We start from the raw sequence: 19,550 nt of genomic DNA, 5'->3' as shown, positions 1-19,550 counted from the left end.
ATCTCGCCGCGCGAGGCGACCGCGATGGACCCGCAGCAGCGGCTCCTTCTCGAAACCTCCTGGGAGACCCTGGAGCGGGCCGGAATCGACCCGAAGAGCCTGCGGGGCAGCTCCACCGGCGTCTACGTCGGCCTCACCGACCAGGAGTACGCCACCCAGCTGCGCGCCGCGTCCGGCGACAACGAGGGATACCTCGCCACCGGCGCGGCGGCCAGCGTCGCCTCCGGCCGCATCGCGTACGCGCTGGGTCTGGAGGGGCCGGCGGTCACGGTCGACACGGCCTGCTCCTCGTCGCTCGTCGCCCTGCACCTCGCCGTCCGTGCCCTGCGCGCGGGCGAGTGCCGCCTCGCGCTGGCGGGCGCCGCCACGGTGATGTCGGGACCGGGTGCGTTCGTCGCCTTCAGTCGGCAGCGCGCGCTCGCCGCCGACGGCCGCTGCAAGCCCTTCGCCGCCGACGCGGACGGCTTCGCGCTCTCCGAGGGCGTCGGCGTCCTGCTCCTGGAGCGCCTCTCCGACGCGCGGGCCAACGGGCACCAGGTCCTCGGTGTCGTACGCGGCTCGGCGATCAATCAGGACGGCGCGTCGAACGGCCTCACCGCCCCGAACGGGCCCTCCCAGCAGCGGGTCATCCGCGCGGCGCTCGCGGACGCGCACCTGTCCGCCGGGGACGTGGACGTGGTCGAGGCCCACGGCACGGGCACCAAGCTCGGTGACCCGATCGAGGCGCAGGCGCTGCTTGCCACCTACGGGCAGGAGCGGGCGGCCGGGCAGCCGTTGTGGCTGGGGTCGGTGAAGTCCAACATCGGGCACACGCAGGCCGCGTCCGGCATGGCCGGGATCATCAAGATGGTGCAGGCCATGCGCCACGGCACGCTGCCCATGTCCCTCAGGGCGGAGGAACCGTCCCCGATCGTCGACTGGTCCACGGGCACGGTCGAGCTGCTGGCGCAGACCCGGGACTGGGCGGAGCCGGACGGGCGTCCGCGCCGGGCCGGGGTGTCGTCCTTCGGCATCAGCGGCACCAACGCCCACGTCATCGTCGAGGCCCCACAACCGGCCGGCGAAGAACCTGCCCCGGTCCGTGAGTCCGCGCCCGCCCTGCCCTTCCTGGTCTCCGCCCGGACCGAAGAGGCACTGACCGCCCAGGTCCGTCAGCTGACCGCACACCTGGAGTCCACACCCGCGGACCCGGTGGATGTGGCGTGGTCGTTGTGGCGGTCGCGGTCGGCGTTCGAGTGCCGGTCGGTGGTGGTCGCGGGGGAGCCGGTGGTGTCGGGCTCGGTGGTGGCCGCGGCGTCGTCCCCGGTGTTCGTGTTCCCGGGGCAGGGGGCGCAGTGGGTGGGGATGGCGGTCGAGCTCCTCGACTCGTCGCCGGTGTTCGCGGCGCGGTTCGCTGAGTGTGCTGCGGCGTTGAGTGAGTTTGTGGACTGGTCGCTCACCGATGTGGTGCGGGGTGTGGAGGGTGCGCCCGGGTTCGATCGGGTGGATGTGGTTCAGCCCGTGTTGTGGGCGGTGATGGTGTCGCTTGCGGCGTTGTGGGAGTCGTTCGGTGTGAAGCCGGCTGCGGTGGTGGGGCATTCTCAGGGTGAGATTGCTGCTGCTGTGGTGGCGGGTGCGTTGAGTGTGTCTGATGGTGCGCGGGTGGTGGCGTTGCGGTCGCGTGCGATCACGGCGTTGGCCGGTCGTGGCGGCATGGTCTCGGTCGCGCTGGCGGCCGAGGGCGCTGCTGACCTGGCGGGTCGTTGGCCGGGTCGGGTGTCGGTGGCCGCCGTGAACGGGCCGACCTCGACGGTGGTCTCCGGTGACGCGGACGCGCTGGATGAGTTGGTCGCGTACGCCGACGCCGAGGGCATCCGCGTCCGTCGTATCGAGGTGGATTACGCCTCGCATTCGGCTCATGTGGAGTCGATCGAGTCGGAGTTGGCGGAGCTGCTGTCTCCGGTGACGGCCTTGGAGCCGTCGGTGCCGTTCCTGTCGACGGTGACGGGGGAGTGGGTCGAGCCGGGTCAGACCGATGGCGGGTACTGGTATCGCAACCTGCGGCAGACGGTGCAGCTGGCGCCCGTTGTGGCGAAGCTGGTGGCCGAGGGCCATGGCGCGTTCCTGGAGATGAGCCCGCACCCGGTGCTTACCGTTCCGGTCGCCGAGACCGTCGAGGCTGCCGGTTCGGATGCCCCGGTCGTCGGGTCCCTGCGGCGCGGCGAAGGCGGCCTCGACCGTTTCTACCTCTCCCTCGGCGAAGCCTGGGCGCGGGGCGTTGCCGTCGATTGGGCGCCTGCCTTCGATGGTCTGTCTCCTCGCCAGGTCGACTTGCCGACTTATGCCTTCCAGCGCCGTCGATACTGGCTTGAGGTGCCCAAGGCGCAGGTCGCCGCCGACCCCGTCGAGGAGCAGTTCTGGCGGACCGTCGAGGAAGGCGACCTGGAGGCGCTCGCCGGCACGCTCGGTGTCGAGGAGGGGCTGGACGCCGTCGTCCCTGCCCTGGCCGCCTGGCGCACCGCCCGTCGCGAGCGGAACGTGCTCGACGACTGGCGCTACCGGGTGGTGTGGAAGCCGTTCGCCGCTCCTGGCAGTGGCGCCCTCACCGGCGACTGGCTGCTCGTCGTGCCGGAGGCCCGGGACGGTGACGACCTGACCGCGCGTACCCGTCGGGTGCTGACGGAGTCGGGGGCCGGCGTCGTGCCGGTCGTCGTGCCCGAGCAGGCGGACCGTGCGGTCCTCGCCGAACTGCTCGACGCCGCAGTCCTGGACGCGGGAGGGGTACCGGCGGGAGTGCTGTCGCTGCTCGCCCTCGACGACGAGCCGGACAAGCGCAGCCCCGGTGTCACCAAGGGACTGCTGGCCTCCATGGCGTTGAGCCAGGCCCTCGACGACGCCGGGGTCCGCGCCGGTCTGTGGACGCTGACCCGCGGGGCCGTCACCGTCGACACCGACGACGAGCGGACGCCGAACGCGGATCAGGCCGCCGTCTGGGGCCTCCTCCGGGTCGCCGCGCTCGACGACCCCGAGCGGGCCGGGGGCCTGGTCGACCTCCCGGCCACCGATGCCGCCGACGCTGACGTGCTGGCCCACCTGCCCGCCCTGCTGGCCGGGGGTGAAGGTACGGCCAAGGAGAGCGAGTTCGCGCTGCGGGCCGGTGCCGTGGGCGTCCGGGTCCGCCGCATGGTGCGCTCCCCGCTCGGCGCCGCACATTCCGGCGGGGCGTCCGCGTGGCAGCCGCGCGGGACGGTCCTGGTCACCGGTGGTACGGGCGCGCTCGGCGCCCACGTCGCCCGGGACCTCGCCCGGGAGGGTGCCGAGCACCTCGTCCTGACCAGCAGGCGCGGCCCCGACGCGCCCGGGGCGGCCGAGCTGGGGCGGGAGTTGGCCGATCTCGGCTGCCGGGTGACGATCGCCGCCTGCGACGTCGCCGACCGGGCCGCGCTCGCCGCGCTCCTGGCCGGTCTGCCCGCCGAGCCCGCGCTGACGGCGGTCGTGCACACCGCGGGCGCCGTCGACCAGGCGCGGCCCCTCACCGAGGTCGACGCGGGCGAGGCGGTCGACCTGATGCACGCCAAGGTCGTCGGCGCCCAGAACCTGCACGACCTGCTCGCCGGGCACCCCTTGGACGCCTTCGTGCTCTTCTCCTCCGGCGCCGGGGTCTGGGGCAACGGCGGCCAGGGACCGTACGCGGCGGCCAACGCCCACCTCGACGCCTTCGCCGAGCGGCGCCGAGCCGCCGGGCTGCCCGCGACCTCCGTCGCGTGGGGTGCCTGGGCGGGCGGCGGCATGGTCGACGCCGAGGTGGCGGAGCAGCTGCTCCGGCGCGGCGTGCCCGCGATGGAGCCCCGGCTCGCCGTCCGCGCCCTGCGCGAGTCGGTGACGGCGGACGACGCGACCGTCGTCGTGGCGGACATCCGCTGGGACCGCTTCGTCCCGGCCTACTGGGCCCACGGGCACCGTCCCCTCATCGACGAGATCCCGGACGTCCAGGCGCTGTCGACCACTGACGCCGCCGACGCCGCCGAGCAGGCCGGGGACGCGGCGGACGGGGCCCCGGCCCTGGGCGGGCTGCGCGCCGAGCTGACCGCACTGCCCCCGGCCAAGCGCAGGCGTCGCCTTGCCGAGCTGATCCGTACGCACGTCGGCGCGGTCCTCGGTGACGGAGCGGCCGAGGCGGTCAAGCCGGGCAAGGCGTTCCGCGACATGGGCTTCGACTCCCTGACCGCCGTGGAGCTGCGCAACAGGCTCGGCGCCGCCCTCGGCACCAAGCTCTCCGCGACGCTCGTCTTCGACCACCCCACGCCGAACGCGCTCGCCGACCACCTGGGCGCCGAGCTGTTCCCGGCCGACGACGACGGCGCCACCGGCCTCGACCCCCGGCTCCGGGAGATCGAGGCGGCCTACCGCGCCGACTCCGACCCGGCGGGCCGGCGGGAACTCGTCGACGCGCTGCGCGGCCTGCTCGACTCCTGGACCGCGTCCGCCGCCACCGGCGACACGGCCCCCGCGGCCGTCGACGAGGAACTGGTCGGCGCCTCCGACCAGGACATGTTCGACCTGATCGACAAGGAACTCGGGATCTCCTGAGCGGTCCCCGACACGACATCCCGATTCTCGAAGGGCTGACTGGCATGGCCAACACGGACAACACCGAGGACAAGCTGCGGGACTACCTCAAGCGCGTCACCACGGACCTGCGGCAGACCCGCGGCAGACTCACCGAACTGGAGACGCGGGCGCACGAGCCCGTCGCCATCGTGGCCACCGCCTGCCACATGCCCGGCGGAGTGCGCAGCCCCGAGGACCTGTGGCGGATCGTCGCCGACGGCGTCGACACCGTCTCGGATCTGCCGACCGACCGTGGCTGGGACATCGACGCGCTGTACGACCCCGACCCCGAGCACATCGGGACCAGCTACGTCCGCCAGGGCGCCTTCCTCCACGACGCGGCCGAGTTCGACGCGGGCTTCTTCGAGATCTCGCCGCGTGAGGCGACCGCGATGGACCCGCAGCAGCGGCTCCTCCTGGAGACCACCTGGGAGGCGTTCGAACGCGGCGGCATCGACCCCACCACCCTGCGCGGCAGCTCCACCGGTGTCTTCGTCGGCGCCAGCAACCAGGCGTACGCGCCCGACGGCACCCGCGCCCCCGAGGGCATCGAGGGACACCTGCTGACCGGCGGGTCCGCCGCCGTCCTGTCCGGCCGCATCGCCTACAACTTCGGCTTCGAGGGCCCGGCCGTCAGCCTCGACACCATGTGCTCCTCGTCCCTTGTGGCCCTCCACCTCGCCGTGCGGGCCCTGCGGTCCGGCGAGTGCTCCATGGCCGTCGCGGGCGGCGTCACCGTCATGGCCAGCATGCGCAACTTCATCGAGTTCAGCCGCCAGCGCGGACTCGCCGCCGACGGCCGCTGCAAGCCCTTCGCCGCGGGCGCCGACGGCACCGGCTGGGGCGAGGGCGTGGGCGTCCTGCTCCTGGAGCGCCTGTCGGACGCGCGGGCCAACGGCCATCAGGTCCTCGCGGTCATCCGCGGCTCGGCGATCAACCAGGACGGCGCCTCGAACGGCCTGACCGCGCCGAACGGGCCCTCCCAGCAGCGCGTCATCCGCGCCGCACTGTCCGACGCGGGCCTGACGGCCGCGGACGTCGACGTGGTCGAGGCCCACGGCACGGGCACCAAACTCGGCGACCCGATCGAGGCCCAGGCGCTCCTCGCCACCTACGGCAAGGAACGCGACGCCGACACCCCGCTGTGGATCGGCTCCCTCAAGTCCAACGTCGGCCACACGCAAGCCGCTTCCGGTGTCGCCGGCGTCATCAAGATGGTCGAGTCGCTGCGCCACGGCGTGGCGCCCGAGTCGCTGCACGGCGAGGAGATCACCCCGCACGTCGACTGGTCATCCGGCACCCTGCGCCTGCTCACCGAGGCCGTCGACTGGCCCGAGACCGGTCGGCCGCGCCGCGCGGGCGTCTCCTCCTTCGGCGGCAGCGGCACCAACGCCCACGTCGTCCTGGAGCAGGCGCCGGCCCCCGAGCCCGCCGAGGAGACGGCCGTCGAGGACGCCGCGCCGGCCGGCGAGGACGCCGCGCCGGCCGGTGCCGCGCTGCCCTGGCTGCTTTCGGCCCGCTCGGACACCGCACTGCGGGAGCAGGCGCGGCGGCTCGCCGACCGCGTCGAGTCCGCCGAGCTGTCCGCCGTCGACGTCGCCCACGCCCTCGCCACCGGCCGCGCCGCTCTTGAGGAGCGCGCCGTCGTCGTCGGCGCCGACCGCACGACGCTCCTGAACGGCCTGCACGCCCTGGCCCGCGGCGAACAGCCCGCGACCGCCGCCCGCGGCCTCGCCGAGAGCGAGAGCGCGGACCCCGTCTTCGTGTTCCCCGGGCAGGGGGCGCAGTGGGTGGGCATGGCGGTCGAGCTTCTCGACTCCTCGCCGGTGTTCGCGGCGCGGTTCCAGGAGTGTGCCGTCGCGCTGGACGAGTTCGTCGACTGGTCGTTGATGGATGTCGTGCGGGGTGAGGAGGGCGCGCCCGGGTTCGACCGGGTGGACGTCGTACAGCCCGCTTTGTGGGCCGTGATGGTGTCGCTTGCGGCGCTGTGGGAGTCCTTCGGTGTGAAGCCCGCCGCGGTGGTGGGGCACTCTCAGGGCGAGATCGCTGCCGCTGTGGTGGCGGGTGCGTTGAGTGTGTCTGATGGTGCTCGGGTGGTGGCGTTGCGGTCGCGTGCGATCACGGCGTTGGCCGGTCGTGGCGGCATGGTCTCGGTCGCCCTTCCGGCGCAGGGTGCTCAGGAGTTGGCCGATCGCTGGACGGATCGGGTGTCGGTGGCCGCGGTGAACGGGCCGACCTCGACGGTGGTCTCCGGTGACGCCGACGCGCTGGATGAGCTGGTCACGTACGCCGACGCCGAGGGCATCCGCGTCCGCCGCATCGAGGTCGACTACGCCTCGCACTCGGCCCATGTGGAGTCCATCGAGGACGAGTTGGCGGACGTTCTGGGTTCGGTGACGGCCCTGGAGCCGTCCGTGCCGTTCCTGTCCACCGTGACGGGGGAGTGGATCGACTCCGCTGTCACGGACGGCCGGTACTGGTACCGCAACCTGCGCCAGACCGTGCAGCTGGAACCCGCCGTCGCCGCGCTGGTCGCCGAGGGCCACGGCGCGTTCCTGGAGATGAGCCCGCACCCGGTCCTGGCCGTCCCGGTCGCCGAGACCGTCGAGGCGGCCGGTTCGGACGCTCCGGTCGTCGGGTCCCTGCGGCGTGGCGAAGGCGGCTTCGACCGCTTCTACCTCTCCCTCGGCGAGGCCTGGGCGAAGGGCGTCGCCGTCGACTGGGCCGCCGCCTTCGCGGAGCTGTCGCCGCGCCGGGTCGACCTGCCGACCTACGCGTTCCAGCGCAGCCGCTACTGGCTCGACCTGCCCAAGGCGCAGGCCGACGCGGACCCCGCGCAGGAGCAGTTCTGGCGCAGCGTCGAGGAAGGCGACCTGGAGGCGCTCGCCGGGACGCTCGGCCTGGAGGGAACTGACGGTCTCGGCGACCTCGTGCCCGCGCTCTCCGCCTGGCACCGGGGACGACAGGGCCGTGCCCGCCTCGACAGCTGGCGCTACCGGGTCGTGTGGCGGCCGCACCGCCTGCCGGAGGACCACGAACTCAAGGGCACCTGGCTGCTCGCGGTGCCCGCGGAGCAGCTGGGTTCGCCGCTCGTCAGCGGGGTCGCCGGGGCGATGGGCCGGGCCGGGGCGACCGTCGTCACCCTAGTCATGGCCGACGACGACCTCGACCGCGAGCGGATCGCCGCCCGGCTGACCGCCGCCGTCGCCCAGACCGGCACCGACTCCGGCACCGACTCCGGCACCGAATCCGGCACCGAATCCGGCGCCGACTCCGTACAGGGCGTCGTCTCGCTGCTCGCCCTCGACGAGCGCCCGGCACCCGCGCACCCCGGGGCGACCGCGGCGATGGTCTCCTCGCTGCTGCTCGTCCAAGGGCTGCTCGACGCCGACATCGACGCCAAGATGTGGTTCCTCACCAGCGGAGCCGTCGCCACCGGCGCCCAGGGGGACGCCGTCGACCACCCGGTCCAGGGCGCCCTGTGGGGCTTCGGCCGTGTCGTCGCCCTCGAACAGCCGCGCCGCTGGGGCGGGTTGATCGACCTCCCCGCCGACGTGGACGACGACACCGCCCACGGACTGGTCGCCCTCCTCGCCGCCCGCGGCGACGAGGACCAGGTCGCCCTGCGCGGGCGCGATGCCCACATCCGCCGCCTCGTCCGCGCGCCGCTCGCCGGCCGGAGCGCCCCGCGCACCTGGCGCACCGGCGGCGCCGCGCTCGTCACCGGCGGCACCGGCGGCCTCGGCGCCCACACCGCCCGGCTCCTGGCCCGCAGCGGCGCCGAGCACCTCGTCCTGACCAGCCGCCACGGGGCCGACGCGCCCGGCGCGGCCGAACTGGAGCGGGAGCTGACCGGCCTCGGCTGCCGGGTCACCATCGCGGCCTGCGACGTCGCCGACCGGGACGCGCTGCGCCGCCTCGTCGAGCAGGTCGAGGCCGACGGGCCCGCCATCCGTACCGTCGTCCACACCGCGGGCGTCGGGATGCTCGCGCCGCTCGCCGACACCGAGCTCGACTTCTTCGCCGAGGGCGCCCGCGCGAAACTGCTCGGTGCCGCGAACCTCGACGTGCTCTTCGACCACGACCGCCTCGACGCCTTCGTCCTGTACTCGTCCGTCGCGGGCACCTGGGGCAGCGGCGACCACGGCGCCTACTCCGCGTCGAACGCCTACGTCGACGCCCTCGCCGAGAACCGCAGGGCCCGCGGCCTGACCGGCACGTCCCTCGCATGGGGCATCTGGAGCCCCGAGGGCGGCGGCATGGCCGTCAACGTCGTACGCGAGCAACTGCGCTGGCGCGGCATCCCGTTCATGGACGCCGACCTCGCCGTCGCCGGGCTCCAGCAGGCACTCGACCACGACGAGACCTTCCTCGCCGTCGCCGACATCGACTGGGAGCGCTTCGTCCCCGTCTTCACCGCCGCCCACCCGCGGCCGCTGCTCCACGAGGTGCCCGAGGTCGCCGAGGCGATGAAGGCCGACGAGGCCGTTCTCGACCGCGCCACCGACCGGCGCGGCGGACTGCGCGAACAGCTCGCCGCCCTGCCCGCCGCCGAACGCGAGCGGGCCCTCACCGACGTGGTCCGCACCCAGGTCGCCGCCGTCCTCGGCTACGCCGACGGCAACGACGTCGCCGCCACCCGCGCCTTCCGCGAACTCGGCTTCGACTCCCTCACCGCCGTCGAACTGCGCAACCGCCTCAACGAGGCGACCGGCCTGGCCCTGCCCGCCACCATCGTCTTCGACCACCCCAACGTCCGTGACCTCGTACGCCACCTGCGCGGACACCTCATCGACGACAGCGCCGACGAGCAGCCTGCCGCGCTCCCCGCCGTACCGGCCACCCGCCCCGCCCACGAGGACGAGCCGATCGCCATCGTCTCCATGGGCTGCCGCTTCCCCGGCGGAGCGCACTCGCCCGAGGACTTCTGGCGGCTCGTCCTCGACGGCACCGACGCGATCTCCCCGCTCCCCGCCGACCGCGGCTGGAACGTGGAGGACCTGTACGACCCCGACCCCGACCGGGCGGGCACCACGTACGCGCGGGACGGCGGATTCCTGCACGACGCGGGCGAGTTCGACGCCGCCTTCTTCGGGATCTCGCCGCGTGAGGCGACCGCGATGGACCCGCAGCAGCGGCTCCTCCTCGAAACCTCCTGGGAGACCCTGGAGCGGGCCGGCATCGCCCCCGACAGCCTGCGCGGCAGCGACACCGGCGTCTTCGTCGGCGTCTCCCACCAGGGCTACGGCGCCACCGGCGAGGTCCCCGAGGGCCTCGAAGGCCACCTGATCACCGGCACCGTCACCAGCATCGCGTCCGGCCGCGTCTCCTACACCCTCGGCCTCGAAGGCCCGGCCGTGACCATGGACACCGGGTGCTCCTCCGCGCTCGTCGCCATGCACGTGGCGATGCGCTCCCTGCGCTCCGGCGAGTGCTCCCTCGCGCTGACCGGCGGCGCCGCCGTCATGGGCGAGCCGATCGGCCTGGTCGGCTTCAGCCGCCAGCGCGGCCTCGCCGTGGACGGCCGCTGCAAGGCCTTCGGCGCGGGCGCCGACGGCATGGGCATGGCCGAAGGTGTCGGCGTCCTCCTCCTGGAGCGCCTGTCGGACGCGCGGGCCAACGGACACCAGGTCCTGGCCGTCGTACGCGGCTCCGCCATCAACCAGGACGGCGCCTCCAACGGCCTCACCGCCCCCAACGGCCTCTCCCAGCAGCGGGTCATCCGCGCGGCGCTCGCGGACGCGAACCTGTCCGCCGGGGACGTGGACGTGGTCGAGGCCCATGGCACGGGCACGAAGCTCGGTGACCCGATCGAGGCGCAGGCGCTGCTTGCCACCTACGGGCAGGAGCGCGCGGCCGGGCAGCCGTTGTGGCTCGGGTCGGTGAAGTCCAACATCGGGCACACGCAGGCCGCGTCCGGCATGGCCGGGATCATCAAGATGGTGCAGGCCATGCGCCACGGCACGCTGCCCAAGTCCCTGCACACCGAGGAGATCACCCCGTTCGTCGACTGGTCGGCGGGGCAGGTCGAGATCCTCACCGAGGCACGCCCCTGGGAGCGGAGCGACGACCGGCCGCGCCGCGCGGGCGTCTCCTCCTTCGGAGTCAGCGGCACCAACGCCCACGTCATCCTCGAAGAGCCGGAGCCCGTTGGGATCGGGGCCGCCGAGGAAGCGGCACCGGCCTCCGACGACCAGCACACGGCGGCCGTCGTCCCCTGGCTGATCTCCGCCCGCTCCCAGGCCGCCCTGCGCGACCAGGCGGTGCGGCTCCTGGCCCGTATCGAGGGCACGGACACCGACCCGCTCGACGTCGCGCACTCCCTGCTGACCGGCCGCGCCGCTCTTGAGGAGCGCGCCGTCGTCGTCGGCGCCGACCGCACCACCCTCCTGAACGGCCTCCGCGCCCTGACCACCGGCGCCACCGCCACGAGCTTCGCCCGGGGCACCGCCCCGCACAGCGGCGAGACCGTGCGGCCCGTGTTCGTGTTCCCCGGGCAGGGGGCGCAGTGGGTGGGCATGGCGGTCGAACTCCTCGAATCCTCGCCGGTGTTCGCGGAACGGTTCGCTGAGTGCGCCGTCGCCCTGGACGAGTTCGTCGACTGGTCGCTGATGGATGTCGTGCGGGGTGAGGAGGGCGCGCCCGGGTTCGACCGGGTGGACGTCGTACAGCCCGCTTTGTGGGCGGTGATGGTGTCGCTTGCGGCGTTGTGGGAGTCGTTCGGTGTGAAGCCGGCTGCGGTGGTGGGGCATTCTCAGGGTGAGATTGCTGCTGCTGTGGTGGCGGGTGCGTTGAGTGTGTCTGATGGTGCGCGGGTGGTGGCGTTGCGGTCGCGTGCGATCACGGCGTTGGCCGGTCGTGGCGGCATGGTCTCGGTCGCGCTGGCGGCCGAGGGCGCTGCTGACCTGGCGGGTCGTTGGCCGGGTCGGGTGTCGGTGGCCGCCGTGAACGGGCCGACCTCGACGGTGGTCTCCGGTGACGCGGACGCGCTGGATGAGTTGGTCGCGTACGCCGACGCCGAGGGCATCCGCGTCCGTCGTATCGAGGTGGATTACGCCTCGCATTCGGCTCATGTGGAGTCGATCGAGTCGGAGTTGGCGGAGCTGCTGTCTCCGGTGACGGCCTTGGAGCCGTCGGTGCCGTTCCTGTCGACGGTGACGGGGGAGTGGGTCGAGCCGGGTCAGACCGATGGCGGGTACTGGTATCGCAACCTGCGGCAGACGGTGCAGCTGGCGCCCGTTGTGGCGAAGCTGGTGGCCGAGGGCCATGGCGCGTTCCTGGAGATGAGCCCGCACCCGGTGCTTACCGTTCCGGTCGCCGAGACCGTCGAGGCTGCCGGTTCGGATGCCCCGGTCGTCGGGTCCCTGCGGCGCGGTGAAGGCGGCCTCGACCGTTTCTACCTCTCCCTCGGCGAAGCCTGGGCGAAGGGGCTCACCGTCGACTGGACGTCGGTCTTCGAGGGCCGGTCGCCGCGGCAGGTCGAGTTGCCCACGTATGCCTTCCAGCGCAGCCACTACTGGCTGGAGCCGGTCGTCAGGGAGCAGGCCGACGGCGTGCTTCCCGGCGGTTTCGACCTGCTCGACGACGGGTTCTGGGCCAGCGTCGACAGCCACGACGTGGACTCGCTCGCCGAGAGCCTCGGCATAGAGGACGTGCGCTCCCTCGCCGAGGTCGTGCCCGCGCTCTCCTCCTGGCGGCGCGACCGGATCAACCGCTCCACGCTCGACGGGTGGCGCTACCGCGTCGCCTGGCAGCCCCGCACCGAGCGGTCCGCCCGCGCCGACGACCTCCCCGCCACCTGGCTGATCGTCGTGCCCGCCGGACACGAGGACGACCCGCTGGTGCGGCAGGTCCAGGCGGCCGTCGACGAGCGGTCGGCCGGAGCGCTGCTCCTCGTCGCCGACCGGGACGCCGCCGAACGCGACCGTATGGCAGAGCTCGTGGACCAGCGCGTCGACGGCGTCGAGATCGGCGGCGTGCTCTCGCTGCTCGCCCTGGACGAGTCGCCGTGGTCCGCCGAAGGCGCCATGCCCACCGGCCTCGTCCTGTCCGCCGCGCTGCTCCAGGCGCTCGGTGACGTCCGGGTCGGCGGCCCCGTGTGGTCCGCGACCCGCGGCGCCGTCTCCGTGCACCGCGGCGACGTGCTGCGCACCCCGCTCCAGGCGATGAGCTGGGGCCTCGGCCGGATCGCGGCCCTGGAGTACCCGCAGCGCTGGGGCGGCCTGATCGACCTGCCCGAGACACTCGACCCCCGAGCCGCGCGCCGGCTCGTGACCGCACTGTCCGGCGTCCTTGAGGAGGACCACCTCGCGGTGCGTCCGTCCGGGCTCTTCTCCCGCCGGCTCGTTCGCGCGGGGCAGGGCCCCCGGCCCGGCGGCACCTGGCGGCCCTCGGGCACCGTCCTGGTCACGGGAGGCACCGGCGGCCTCGGCCGGCACGTCGCCCGCTGGCTCGCCCGGGGCGGCGCCGAGCACCTGGTGCTCGCCTCCCGGCGCGGTCCCGACGCCCCCGGCGCCGACGAACTCGTCGCGGAACTGGCTGGGTTGGGGACTCCGGCGACCGTCGTCGCCTGTGACGTCGCCGACGCCGACGCCGTGCGGCGGCTCGTCGACGACCTGCCCGGCGGCGGCACGCTGACCGCCGTCGTGCACACGGCGGGCATCATCGACGACGGCGTCATCGACACGCTGACCCCGCAGCGCGCGCACGGCGTCATGCGGCCCAAGGCCGATGCCGCGCTCGCCCTCGACGCAGCCACCCGCCACCTCGACCTCGACGCGTTCGTCCTGTTCTCCTCCATGGCCGGCACGCTCGGCGGGCCCGGCCAGGGCAGCTACGCGGCGGCCAATGCCTTCCTCGACGCCCTCGCCGCCCGCCGCCGGGCCGAGGGGCTGCCCGCCACCTCCGTCGGCTGGGGCACCTGGGCCGGCGGCGGCATGGTCGGGGAGGAGGTCGCCGAGCGGCTGCGCCGCGACGGCGTCCCGCCGATGGACCCCGAGCTGGCCATCGCCTCCCTGCAGAAGGCGCTCGACGAGGACGAGGAGTTCCTCATCGTCGCCGACGTCGACTGGAAGCTGATCACCGCCCGCGCGTTCGCCGCACTGCGCGAACTCCCCGAGGCGCGCCGTGCCGTCGAGACCGACAGCGCGGCGAAGAAGGAGACCGAGACCGTCGACGGGCCGCCGCTCGTCCGACGTCTCGCCGCCCTGTCGGCCGCCGAGCGCCGGGCCGCGCTGCTCGCCGAGGTCAGGTCGCAGGCCGCCGCGGTGCTCGGCCACGACGACGCCGACGCCGTGCCCGACGGGCGCGCCTTCCGCGACCTCGGCTTCGACTCGCTGACCGCCGTCGAACTGCGCAACAGGTTCGCCGAGTCCACCGGTCTTCGGCTGCCCGTCACGCTCGCCTTCGACCACCCCTCCGCCAGCGCCCTCGCCGCCCACCTGGACAGCGAACTGTTCGGCGCGGACACGGCGGGCGACGCCCTCCCGCAGCTGCCCACCGCCGCCGTGGACGACGACCCGGTCGTCATCGTCGGCATGGGCTGCCGCTTCCCCGGCGGCGTCACCTCGCCGGAGGAGCTGTGGCGCCTGGTCGCCGACGGCACCGACGCCATCACCCCCTTCCCCGCCGACCGGGGCTGGGACGTCGAGAACCTCTACGACCCCGACCCCGAGCGCATCGGCCACTCCTACGCACGGCACGGCGGATTCCTGCACGACGCCGACCGGTTCGACCCGGCCTTCTTCGGCATCGCCCCGCGTGAGGCCGTCGCGATCGACCCGCAGCACCGGCTGCTGCTCGAAACGTCCTGGGAGGCGTTCGAGCGCGCCGGGATCGACCCGGACCGGCTGCGCGGCGCCCGCGCGGGCGTGTTCGTCGGCTCCAACTACAACGACTACGGCAGCCGCGCCCGCCGCGCCCCCGAGGAACTGGAGGGCTACCTCGCCACCGGCAGCGCCAGCAGCGTCGCCTCGGGCCGCATCGCCTACACCTTCGGCCTGGAAGGGCCCGCGGTCACCGTCGACACGGCCTGCTCCTCCTCCCTGGTGGCGATGCACCTCGCCGTGCAGGCCCTGCGGTCCGGGGAGTGCGAACTCGCCCTGGCCGGCGGTGTCACCGTGATCTCGACGCCGGACACCTTCATCGAGTTCAGCCGGCAGCGCGCCCTGTCGCCCGACGGCCGCTGCAAGGCGTTCGGCGCGGACGCCGACGGCGCGGGCTGGGCCGAAGGCGTCGGCCTGCTCCTCCTTGAGCGCCTCTCCGACGCCCGCCGCAACGGCCACCCCGTGCTCGCCATGGTCGCCGGTTCCGCCGTCAACCAGGACGGTGCCTCCAACGGCCTCACCGCGCCCAGCGGCCCCGCCCAGCAGCGCGTCATCCGGCAGGCCCTCGCCTCCGCCGGACTGTCGCCGCAGGACGTGGACGCCGTCGAGGCGCACGGCACAGGGACCAGCCTCGGCGACCCCATCGAGGCCCAGGCGCTGCTCGCCACCTACGGCCAGGACCGGCCCGCCGACCGGCCGCTGTGGCTCGGCGCGCTGAAGTCCAACATCGGGCACACGCAGGCCGCCTCGGGCGTCGCGGGCGTCATCAAGATGGTGATGGCGATGCGGCAGGGCGTCCTTCCGCGCACCCTGCACGCCGAGCAGCCCTCGCCGCACATCGACTGGTCCTCCGGGTCCGTCCGGCTGCTCCACGAGGAGCAGGGCTGGACCCCCGGTGACGCCCCGCGCCGGGCCGGCGTCTCCTCGTTCGGCGTCTCCGGCACCAACGCGCACGTCATCCTCCAGGAGCCGGACGCCCCCGCCGCCGCCGAGCTGGACCGCCCCGCCGGGCGCACCGACGGCGTCCTGCCCTGGGTGCTCTCCGCCCGCTCCACCGCCGCACTGCGCGACCAGGCCCGCCGCCTCCTCGACCACCTGGCTGGCCGTCCCGACACCGAGCGTGCGGACATCGCCCTGTCGCTGGCCACGACCCGCGCCCACCACGACGAGCGGGCGGCCGTCGTCACCGACGCCGCGGACGGCCTGACCGAGGCGCTCACCGCCCTCGCCGACGGCCGCGAGCACCCGCTGCTCACCACGGACCGGGCCCGCGGCGGCAAGGTGGCGTTCCTGTTCTCCGGACAGGGCGCCCAGCAGGCAGGCACCGGACGCGTCCTGTACGAGCGCTACGAGGCCTTCGCCGACGCCCTCGACGAGGTCTGCGCCCACCTGGACGCCCACCTCGCACTGCCGCTGCGCGACGTCCTGTTCGCAGAGCCGGACACCGAGGAGGCCGCTCTCCTCGACAGCACCGCCTACACGCAGGCCGGGCTCTTCGCCGTACAGGTCGCCCTGTACCGGCTCCTGGAGAGCCTGGACGTACGGCCCGACGCGCTGCTCGGCCACTCCGTCGGCGAGATCGCCGCGGCCCACGTCGCGGGCGTGCTCACCCTGGAGGACGCCTGCGAGCTGGTCGCCGTGCGCGGCCGTCTCATGGGCGACCTTCCCGCGGGCGGCGTCATGATCTCCGTACAGGCCGGTGAGGACGAGGTGACCCCGCTGCTCGCCGCCCACGAGGGCCGGGTGGCGGTGGCCGCCCTCAACAGCCCGCAGGCCACCGTCCTGTCCGGCGACGAGGACGCGGTCACCGCGGTCGCCGCCGAACTCGCCACCCAAGGACGCAAGACGCACCGCCTCAACGTCAGCCACGCCTTCCACTCGCACCACATGGACGGCATGATCGACGCCTTCGCCGCCCACACCGGCGGACTCCGGCACACCGAGGCCGCGCTGCCGGTCGTCTCCACCGTCACCGGGCGGCCGGTCACCGCCGACGAACCCTTCGACGGCGCCTACTGGGTGCGCCAGGTCCGCGAGGGTGTCCGCTTCCACGACGGCGTCCGCGCCCTGGAGGAGCAGGGCGTCACCACGTACGTGGAGATCGGTCCCGGCGGAGTCCTGACGGCCCTCGCCGGCGACTGCGTCGACGGCGACGCCACGCTCGTGCCGACCCTGCGCCGCGACACGGAGGAGGAGTCCTCGCTGACCTCCGCGCTCACCCGGCTCCACACGCACGGCCACCGCGTCGACTGGGACACCTGGTTCGCCCCCACCGGCGCCCGCCGCACCGAGCTGCCCACCTACCCCTTCCAGCGCCGCAGTTACTGGCTGGAGACGACCGGACCCGACACCGACCGCACGGACCTCGACGCCGTGCACCACGGCCTGCTGACCGGAGCCGTCCCGCTCGCCGAGAGCGCCGGGACCGTCCTGACCGGCACCGTCTCCGTGGACGGCAGGCCCTGGCTCGCCGACCACGCGCTCGACGGCCGCATTCTCTTCCCCGGCACCGCCTTCCTCGACCTCGCCATGGAGGCCTGCGCCCACACCGGAGCCGTCCGCGTCGCGGACCTGACCCTGCAAACTCCGCTCGTCCTCCCCGAGAACGGCGCCGTCCAGCTCCAGGTCGCCGTCACCGCGGCCGACGCCCACGGCGACCGCGCCCTCACCGTGCACTCCAGGACCGCCGACACTTCCGGCGCCTGGACCCGGCACGCCGAAGGCACCCTCAGCGACAATCCGGCGCCCATCGCCCCCGCACCCCTTCCCGCCGCGTGGCCGCCGCCCGGCGCCACCGAGGTAGCGGTGGGCGGGCTGTACGAGCGCATCGCCGCCGGAGGCTTCGCCTACGGGCCCGCCTTCCGCGGACTGCGCGCCGCCTGGCGCGACGGCGACACGGTGTACGCGGAGATCGCCCCCGAGGACGGCGAACACCTCCAGGGCACCGACCGGTTCCGCGTCCACCCCGCCCTCCTCGACGCGGCCCTGCACACGGTGGCTCTCGCCGCCGGCCAGCGGGACGGAGGCACGGTCGTCCCGTTCACCTTCTCGGACATCACCGTGCACCGCGCCGGGCCCACCGCCCTGCGCGTCCGCCTCACCCCCGACGCGGAGCACACCTACCGGGTGGCGCTCCTCGACGGCACAGGCCAGCCCGTCGCCGACATCGGCGCCCTCACGCTCCGCCCGGTGGACACCAGCGCCCTCCCGGCCGCCCCGGGCCGCGGCGCCCTTCACCGCCTGCGCTGGACACCCGCCGCACCCGAAGCGGCTTCGGCGGGCGCCCCGCACGTGCTCGGCGACGCGGCACCCTGGCTCGCGGACGCCGTCCGGCACACCGATCCGGCCGAACTGGCCGCCGCCACCGGCGCGCTCGGCGTACCCGGCGCCGTACTCGCCGCCGTCCCGCAGACGTACGGGGACGAGGACCTCGGCGCCGCCACCCGGCACGCCACCGCGCACGCCCTGCGCCTGGTCACCGCATGGCTCGCCGAGGACGACCTGGCCGGCTCCCGGCTCGTGGTGCTCACCCGGAACGCCGTCGCCACCGGCGCCGACGACCGGCCGCACACCGACCCCGCGCAGGCCGCCGTATGGGGCCTGGTCCGCGCGGCACGCGCCGAGAACCCGGGGCGCTTCGTCCTCGTCGACCACGACGGCAGCGCCGCGTCGCTGGCACGGATCGCCTCCCTGCCGGTCCTGGAGGAGAGCGAGATCGCCCTGCGCGACGGGGTCGCACTGACCCCGCGTCTCGCCCGGGTCAGCCCGGCGGACACCCCCGCAGCGCCCACGGACCGCGCACCCGGCGACGGCACCGTCCTGATCACCGGAGCCGGTGGCGTCCTCGGCCGGCGCATCGCCCGTCACCTCGTCACCGCCCACGGCGCCCGCTCCCTGGTCCTCGCCGGGCGGCGCGGCGAAGCCGCCGAGGGGATGCCCGAACTCCGCGAGGAACTCACCGGACTCGGCGCCCACGTCACCGTCGCCGCCTGCGACGTCGCCGACCGCGACGCCCTGACGGCGCTGCTCGGCGCGGTGCCCGCCGACCGACCGCTGACCACCGTCCTCCACACCGCCGGCGTCCTCGACGACGGCATCGTGCAGTCCCTGACCCCCGAACGCGTCGACACCGTGCTGCGCGCCAAGGCCGACGCCGCCGTCCTCCTGGAGGAACTGACCCGCGACAGCGACACGGACCTCGTCCTGTTCTCCTCGGTCGCCGGCACCTTCGGCGGCGTCGGCCAGGCCAACTACTCGGCCGCCAACGCCTTCCTGGACGCCTTCGCCGCCCGCCACGACACCCCCGAGCGCCGGGTCCGCTCGCTCGCCTGGGGCCTGTGGGCCGAACGCAGCGGCATGACCGGCAAACTCGGCGACGCCGACCTGCGCCGCATCGCCCGCAGCGGCCTGCGCCCCATGGAGAGCGACCACGCGCTCGCCCTGCTCGACGCCGCCCTGAGCGCCCCGGAGCCCTGGTACGCGCCCGTCGACCTCGACCCCGCCGCCCTGCGCGCCTCCGACGGCAGCGTGCCCGACCTGGTCCGCGACCTCGTACGGGCCCGCACCCGGCGCCCCGCGGAAGCGGCGGCCACCGGCTCGGCGGCGCCCGCCCCGGGCGACCTGAACGCACGCCTGGCCGCACTCGCCCCCGCCGACCGGCACGCCGCCGCCCTGGACGCCGTCCTCACCCAGGCGGCCCTCGTCATCGGCCACGACAGCCCCGACGCCCTCGACCCCGAAGGAGGCTTCCTCGACAGCGGATTCAACTCCCTGACCGCCGTCGAACTCCGCAACCGCATCGGCGCCCTCGCGGGCGTACGACTGCCCGCGACCCTGATGTTCGACTACCCGACCCCGGAGCGCCTCGCCGCGCACCTCCTGGAACGCCTCACCCCCGAGGACCGGCCCGCCCCGTCCCCGGTCCTCGATCAACTCGACGCCCTGGAAACCGAGTTCAGCGGAGCGGCGCTCGACGACACGCTCCACGACCAGCTCCGCGCCCGGCTGCGCGGCCTCCTCGACCGCCTCGAAGGTGTCGCGGGCCTTGCAGGGGCCCCGGCGGCCCCGGCGGACGCCGACGAGGTCTCCGACGACGAACTGCGCGCCTTCCTCGAGGGCGACCTCGACGACGCCTGA

The 19,550-nt window shown here is 74.4% G+C and carries 2 protein-coding genes (1 of these 2 running past the window's edge); both read left to right on the top strand.

The annotated features are described in order from the left end of the window. A protein-coding gene (locus tag C1N81_RS07595; RefSeq protein ID WP_394427931.1) for a type I polyketide synthase crosses the window boundary here: on the top strand, positions 1-4,569 show its 3' portion. 8,031 nt of this gene lie to the left of the window's left edge; the window shows 4,569 of its 12,600 coding nt (coding positions 8,032-12,600); the start codon falls outside the window, past its left edge; its stop codon occupies positions 4,567-4,569. Next, positions 4,566-19,550, top strand: a complete 14,985-nt coding sequence (locus C1N81_RS07590; RefSeq protein ID WP_394437789.1) for a type I polyketide synthase — start codon at positions 4,566-4,568, stop codon at positions 19,548-19,550. The genes C1N81_RS07595 and C1N81_RS07590 overlap by 4 nt, the downstream gene beginning before the upstream one ends.

The sequence above is a fragment of the Streptomyces sp. SGAir0957 genome (genome assembly GCF_043523415.1).
Note: the sequence above shows the minus strand (reverse complement) of the source record. Positions and strands in the feature narration are given on the sequence as shown.